This window comes from methane-oxidizing endosymbiont of Gigantopelta aegis (assembly GCF_016097405.1).
GTDB lineage: Bacteria > Pseudomonadota > Gammaproteobacteria > Methylococcales > Methylomonadaceae > Methylomarinum.
In genome coordinates, this window is record NZ_JAEHGD010000001.1 from 488,900 (window position 1) to 494,899 (window position 6,000).

The window sequence follows — 6,000 nt, forward strand, 5'->3', positions numbered from 1 at the left end:
AATACCATCTATCAAATCATTAACTGTAAATACGAATGGATTACTTTCCCCTTTTTTTAAAACTCAAACAAAAAGACTGTCTGGTTATCGGTGGCGGCGAGGTTGCGGCCCGAAAAATTGATTTGCTACGCCGTGCCGAAGCTAAAATTACCGTTATTGCCGAAAATTTTAGCGCGTCGGTGCAAACACTGGCTGCTAAAAAATCAGTAACACTGATAAAAAAAACTTTTGCCGATACAGACCTCGACAAGCAATTTCTGATCGTCTGCGCGACCAACGACAGACCACTAAATCAGCATATCGCAACATTGGCTAAGCAACGCGGCATATTGATCAATGTGGTAGACAATCCGGATTTATGCAGCTTCATTTTTCCAGCCATCATCGACCGCTCACCCATCATTGCCGCCGTATCATCAGGTGGTGCCTCGCCAGTTTTAGCGCGTTTATTACGTGCAAAAATAGAATCGCTCATTGCGCCCGGTTATGGCAAACTCGCCCGTTTAGCCGAAAAATATCGCTCAAAAGTCAAACAACATTTTAAAATCCCCGCACAACGCAGAATTTTCTGGGAACAGGTGTTACAAGGTGAAATTGCCGAGCGTGTTTTTCAAGGCCAGGAAAGCCAAGCTGAACAGCGCATACAGGCACTTTTAAACCAACAGCCTGAACAATCCATCGTGGGCGAAGTTTATCTGGTCGGCGCAGGACCTGGCGATCCTGATTTACTGACGCTGCGTGCATTACGCTTAATGCAGCAAGCCGATGTCGTGGTGTATGACCGCCTCGTCTCACCCAAGATTCTGGACATGACGCGACGCGATTCAGAAAAAATATATGTTGGCAAGCAGCGTAACAATCACAGCCTGCCCCAAGAATCAATCAACGACCTGCTCGCACGACTGGCATTGGCCGGAAAACGGGTTGTGCGCCTAAAAGGCGGTGATCCGTTTATATTTGGCCGTGGTGGCGAAGAAATGGAAACTCTGATCTCAAAAAAAATCCCTTTCCAGGTTGTTCCGGGTATCACTGCCGCCTCAGGTTGTGCCAGCTATGCCGGTATTCCCCTCACCCATAGAGATCACGCGCAATCCTGTACTTTTGTCACCGGCCACTTGAAAGATGGCTCAATCAATCTAAACTGGCAACAATTGGCAACATCCAATCAGACGATTGTCATTTACATGGGATTAGTGGGATTGGCACAAATCTGTCAATCTTTAATTGAACACGGCTGTCCGAAAACGCATCCGATTGCTATCATTCAGCAAGGCACAACGGATAATCAACGCGTTATTACCGGCACACTGGCGACATTACCTGACAAAATAAAATATGAAGCATTAACAGCCCCCACTCTGATTATCATTGGAACGGTCGTCACCTTGCATAATAAACTGGACTGGTTTAAACACACATGAAAATGAGATGCTGCAACCCCCTGCAACAAATAGTCATCATGGCTTTTATCATAAACCTAGTAAGCGCTTGCGACTCGCATGACAAAGCTGAGAAAACCATGTCTTTCCACAAACAAGGGCTTTACGCCGCCAGCCTGTCAGAACACTATGCACTCATTGCACCGCTAGCCGGACACGCTGAGTTATGGCAATTATCCCCGTCTATTCTGCTGCATAAATGGCAACATCGTGATGAGAAAGATGGCATTATTGCGACGGCTATTTCTGCTGACGAACACTATGCTGTGACCTGTGAGAGAAACTCTATCGCCTGGTGGCGTATCGAAGATGGCGTATTATTAAGCGTCTGGAGCCTACCTGCAATTTATAGCGTGACACTTTCGGCTGATGGCCAATATGCTTTGGTCGGACTGGAAGACAAGGCCATATATCTGTCACTGGCACAAGGAAAAACCCGTTTTGCATTCCCGCATGATGATGTCGTGACAGCCTCGGCCTTATCGCTGAACGGATTGTATGCCCTGACAGGTTCAAAAGATAAAACGGCAAAGCTCTGGTCATTAGAAGAAGGGGCTTTATTAAAAACCTGGCAACATTACAATGAACTTTCAACCGTAGCCATCAGCCCGAATGACAAATATGCCTTTACTAATGCTGCACTGGGAAAATCCAGGCTTTGGAAATTGCCCTCAGGAAAACTGCATAAACAAATTGGCCCAGAACGGCAAACTATCCTATCTGCTACGTTCACAAAAAATGATAATTATCTTTTAACCGGTCTGGTCGCCTCGCGTATAGATATGTGGACAGTCAAAACAGGCAAACTCAAAAAATATTGGCGCACCAAAAAGAATGAAAACTGGCGCCCAGCTGCAGCCAGTGTATTAGCACTCAACTTTAACTACAATGACAAAAAATTCTACAGTATAAGCAGCAATGGTTTTTTGCAACGCTGGCGTCGTCGTTAGCCAAATAATGTGGTATTTTATCGCTATGACGTTGATTCAGTCTTTGTTCAGTCAGTTTCTTGATAATACAACCATGAGGACTGGCATTTACTCAAAATTTATATTGAGTTTTTGAGCAAAATCGCCTATCCTTTCGCAGGTTTGTTTTTATTGCAGTTTATACAATTCCTTGTAACAACAAAAGAGAGCGTAAAATGAAAAAATTAGTTGTTTTAGCAGGTGCGGCTATCATCGCATTAAGTGGTCAAGCATTTGCTGATCAAAAATTAAAAGTCGGCAAAAAAATCTATGACCGTGCTTTTGGCCGTGGTTGTGGCGCCTGTCACGATATTTCATCTAACCCTCAATTGAAAGAATTAATTAAGTCTGGAAAATTAGACAAAGCTAAATTTGCTGAAGTCATTAAAGAAGGCCGTGGTGGCATGCCAAAAGCTGTTGACGCCATTATGGCTGTCGGTCCTGTCAAAAAAGCAGGTTACGATGTTGATGAAGCGATTGATGCTGTATACGAATACTTAGCACAATAAGATCATCAAGCAGACCTCAAACCAAAAAAAGCCACTTCAAATGAAGTGGCTTTTTTATTAACAACTACGACGTTCGTCTTGATGGGCTTTTTCTATAAACTATTATTTCTTCATTGCCCTTAAATATATTCTTGGCAATTGCTGCTCCAACCTAAATCGATGGCGCAGCCAAAAACCAGCAATTGCGGCAACCATTAGCCCACAAGACGCCAAAGTCATATAAATCAAACGCTTTAGATGGGACACTTCAGCAATCAGACGCTCATTAAGCTGTGTGGCATCTGAACTATTTGTATTTTTCTGACTTTTTTCAGGCGCCGAATAAGAACGTAAAACTTTGACATCATTTTTTATATCTTCAATTGCGCCTAAAGAAGCCGCCAAACTGCCCGAACGAATACTTTGTTCTAAAACCCGCAATTTGCTCTCAATGGAGCCGCTAATCAACCCTACCAACTGCCCTTTCAGGATATTAATTTCTTGTGACAAGACCGGGTTGTGCAATGCCTCGACAGAAACCTGACTCTTTTGCTGGGCATTCATTTTTTCAACAAGACTATAAGAAGGAATGAGCCAAAATCCAGCGATAAAAATAATAGCGACTAAGGCCGTAACTGTGAATAACAAGACTCGGTTGACTCTGACAAGCGCTTGTTGACGTGGGATACCTTCAAAAAAGACCACATTCTGCTTGCTAACATTAAAATCTTCTGGACCCGTTTTATGCATATCGCTCATTTTTATATTTATTTCGGATTCTGGATAATCCTTCTGCCGTCAGGACCACAGTTTCTGAACGGATAAGAACGCACAACGCTTTTTATTATACAAGCTAAATGAAGAATGGTCTTAAATTTTTCATCGTCCTGATAACATCTTAACTTCGATGTACAGGACAAGGTTTTTACAGGAACAAAAGAACCCTCTGCAAACCTGTCACATAGTCTAAACCTGTTCAAGATCTACTGCGCTGCGGTAGTCGGCTTAGCTCGTAACGACCTTGAACAGGTTACTCACCCGATAAAAGACTATACGCGCTGTTTTTTTGCCGCAATTCTTAAACGCAAAGCATTTAATTTAATAAAACCTTCGGCATCTTTTTGATTATAAGCGCCCTCATCTTCTTCAAATGTTGCAATCGCTTCATCAAACAGACTATCAGTCTCGGAATCTCGCCCGACAACCATCACATTACCTTTATACAACTTCACTCTGACCTTACCATTCACATGCTGCTGTGAAGCATCAATCATTCCTTGCAGTATTTTGCGTTCAGGACTCCACCAATAGCCATTATAAATCAGGTTGGCATAACGCGGCATCAACTCATCTTTCAAATGCGCCACTTCCCGGTCTAGCGTGATCGACTCGATAGCCCGATGCGCTTTTAACATGACAGTCCCTGCCGGCGTCTCATAACAGCCGCGTGATTTCATACCAACATAGCGGTTTTCAACGATATCGGAACGCCCTATGCCATTGTCACCCGCAAGTTTATTGAGTTTATCCATGACTTCAGCCGGCGTATGCGGAACACCATCAATGGCGACAATATCACCTTGCTGATAAGTTAACTCCACATACGTGGGTTGATCCGGCGCTTTTTTAGGTGCCACTGTCCAGCGCCACATCGATTCTTCAGGCTCGGCCCACGGATCTTCCAGAATACCGCCCTCATAGGAAATATGCAGTGAATTCGCATCCATAGAATAAGGTGACTTTTTACCTTGCATCATTTCAACAGGAATGCCGTGCTTTTCAGCATAATCAAGGAGCTTTTGGCGTGAATTCAAATCCCATTCACGCCAAGGTGCGATCACATGAATATCCGGGCGTAAGGCATAAGCACCTAACTCAAAACGCACCTGATCGTTGCCCTTGCCAGTCGCACCATGCGAAATGGCTTCAGCGCCGGTTTCATTAGCGATTTCAATCAATCGTTTGGCGATTAAAGGGCGGGCAATGGACGTGCCCAACAAATATTCACCCTCATAAATGGCATTCGCACGAAACATTGGAAAAATATAATCACGTGCGAATTCTTCCCGTAAATCTTCGATATAAATCTCTTTTATACCGGCTGCCTCGGCTTTTTCACGCGCCGGTTCAACTTCTTCACCTTGCCCGATATCCGCTGTAAAAGTGACGACCTCACAAGAATATTCATCCTGCAACCACTTTAAAATAACAGAGGTATCCAGCCCCCCCGAATATGCCAACACAACTTTACTGATTTTTTCCATTCTATGCCTATACTCTTGATTCAAATCCGGTAATTATACCTTATTCAATTTGATTTCCAGAGATTTAATGAAACTTTGATGCGACCATGTATTCGTATAGAAGAGGAAGTTTGAAAGTATGCCCTAAGTGGCAGTAAAACGGTTGACAGACGTATTTCTAAGTAGACGCGTTTTTCACCTTGCTGCGGATCAGGGTAATACACATATGGAAAGAATATATCTGTTTACACTACGTCTCTGGGGTGTATTTGTGAAATTGCTTTAGCTGCTGATCTGCATCCACAATTGATTGAAGTGAAAAAACATTACTTTTTAATAATGTCTTTTCAGGCCTACCAAGTAAATAGCCTTGTGCATAATCAACACCGATTTCCTTCAATTTCTCAACAGTTCCAGACGTTTCTACAAACTCGGCAATTGTTTTTTTACCCAGTTGAGATGCAATTTCAACCATTGAACGCACCAAAACCTGATCAGTTTCATCATTGATCAAATTTTGAATAAACTGCCCATCGATTTTAATATAATCAACTGGAAAACTTTTCAGATAATTAAACGAACAAAAGCCCGCACCAAAATCATCTAATGCAAACTTACACCCTAACGAGCGGATATTGTTGATCATATCCCGTGTTTGCTCAAAGTTTGCAATCGCCGCCGTTTCAGTAATCTCAAATGTCAAACGACTGGCATCAACCCAGGTTAATTCCAGTTTATCTCTGATTGTGGGTAACAAAGCACTATCTTGAAAAGCCATACTGGATAAATTGATTGCCAATGACACCTGTCCTTGCTCATTTGACAAATTGGCAAGAAAGTCAATAGCTGTCTCCACCACCCA

6 protein-coding genes are annotated in these 6,000 nt (G+C 43.0%); 3 read left to right on the forward strand and 3 right to left on the reverse strand.

Annotated features, from left to right (window positions below):
• The first annotated feature begins 35 nt into the window (after positions 1-35).
• From cysG to JEU20_RS02435, 3 genes are all read left to right on the forward strand, one after another.
• Positions 36-1,421 carry a siroheme synthase CysG gene (gene cysG, locus JEU20_RS02425; RefSeq protein ID WP_198243523.1) on the forward strand — a complete coding sequence of 462 codons (1,386 nt, stop codon included), beginning with the start codon at positions 36-38 and terminating at the stop codon, positions 1,419-1,421.
• 98 nt (positions 1,422-1,519) lie between these two features.
• Positions 1,520-2,389, forward strand: a complete 870-nt coding sequence (locus JEU20_RS02430) for a WD40 repeat domain-containing protein (RefSeq protein WP_198243524.1) — start codon at positions 1,520-1,522, stop codon at positions 2,387-2,389.
• Positions 2,390-2,583: 194 nt separating this feature from the next.
• Positions 2,584-2,916 carry a c-type cytochrome gene (locus tag JEU20_RS02435; RefSeq protein ID WP_198243525.1) on the forward strand — a complete coding sequence of 111 codons (333 nt, stop codon included), beginning with the start codon at positions 2,584-2,586 and terminating at the stop codon, positions 2,914-2,916.
• 102 nt (positions 2,917-3,018) lie between these two features.
• Here JEU20_RS02435 and JEU20_RS02440 read toward each other — a convergent pair whose 3' ends face one another.
• The 3 genes from JEU20_RS02440 to JEU20_RS02450 form a co-directional block, all read right to left on the reverse strand.
• Positions 3,019-3,645, reverse strand: coding sequence for a hypothetical protein (locus JEU20_RS02440; RefSeq protein WP_198245803.1), 627 nt, complete (start codon positions 3,643-3,645; stop codon positions 3,019-3,021).
• Positions 3,646-3,944: 299 nt separating this feature from the next.
• Complete coding sequence (locus JEU20_RS02445) at positions 3,945-5,159, reverse strand: argininosuccinate synthase (protein WP_198243526.1); 1,215 nt, start codon at positions 5,157-5,159, stop codon at positions 3,945-3,947.
• A gap of 229 nt (positions 5,160-5,388) precedes the next feature.
• On the reverse strand, positions 5,389-6,000 hold a 612-nt coding region (locus JEU20_RS02450; protein WP_198243527.1), incomplete at its 5' end, for an EAL domain-containing protein.

Coding starts and splice junctions, on each gene's coding strand:
- cysG (WP_198243523.1), top strand. CDS start 36: ATGGATTACTTTCCCCTTTTTTTAAAACTCAAACAAAAAGACTGTCTG.
- JEU20_RS02430 (WP_198243524.1), top strand. CDS start 1,520: ATGTCTTTCCACAAACAAGGGCTTTACGCCGCCAGCCTGTCAGAACAC.
- JEU20_RS02435 (WP_198243525.1), top strand. CDS start 2,584: ATGAAAAAATTAGTTGTTTTAGCAGGTGCGGCTATCATCGCATTAAGT.
- JEU20_RS02440 (WP_198245803.1), bottom strand. CDS start 3,645: ATGCATAAAACGGGTCCAGAAGATTTTAATGTTAGCAAGCAGAATGTG.
- JEU20_RS02445 (WP_198243526.1), bottom strand. CDS start 5,159: ATGGAAAAAATCAGTAAAGTTGTGTTGGCATATTCGGGGGGGCTGGAT.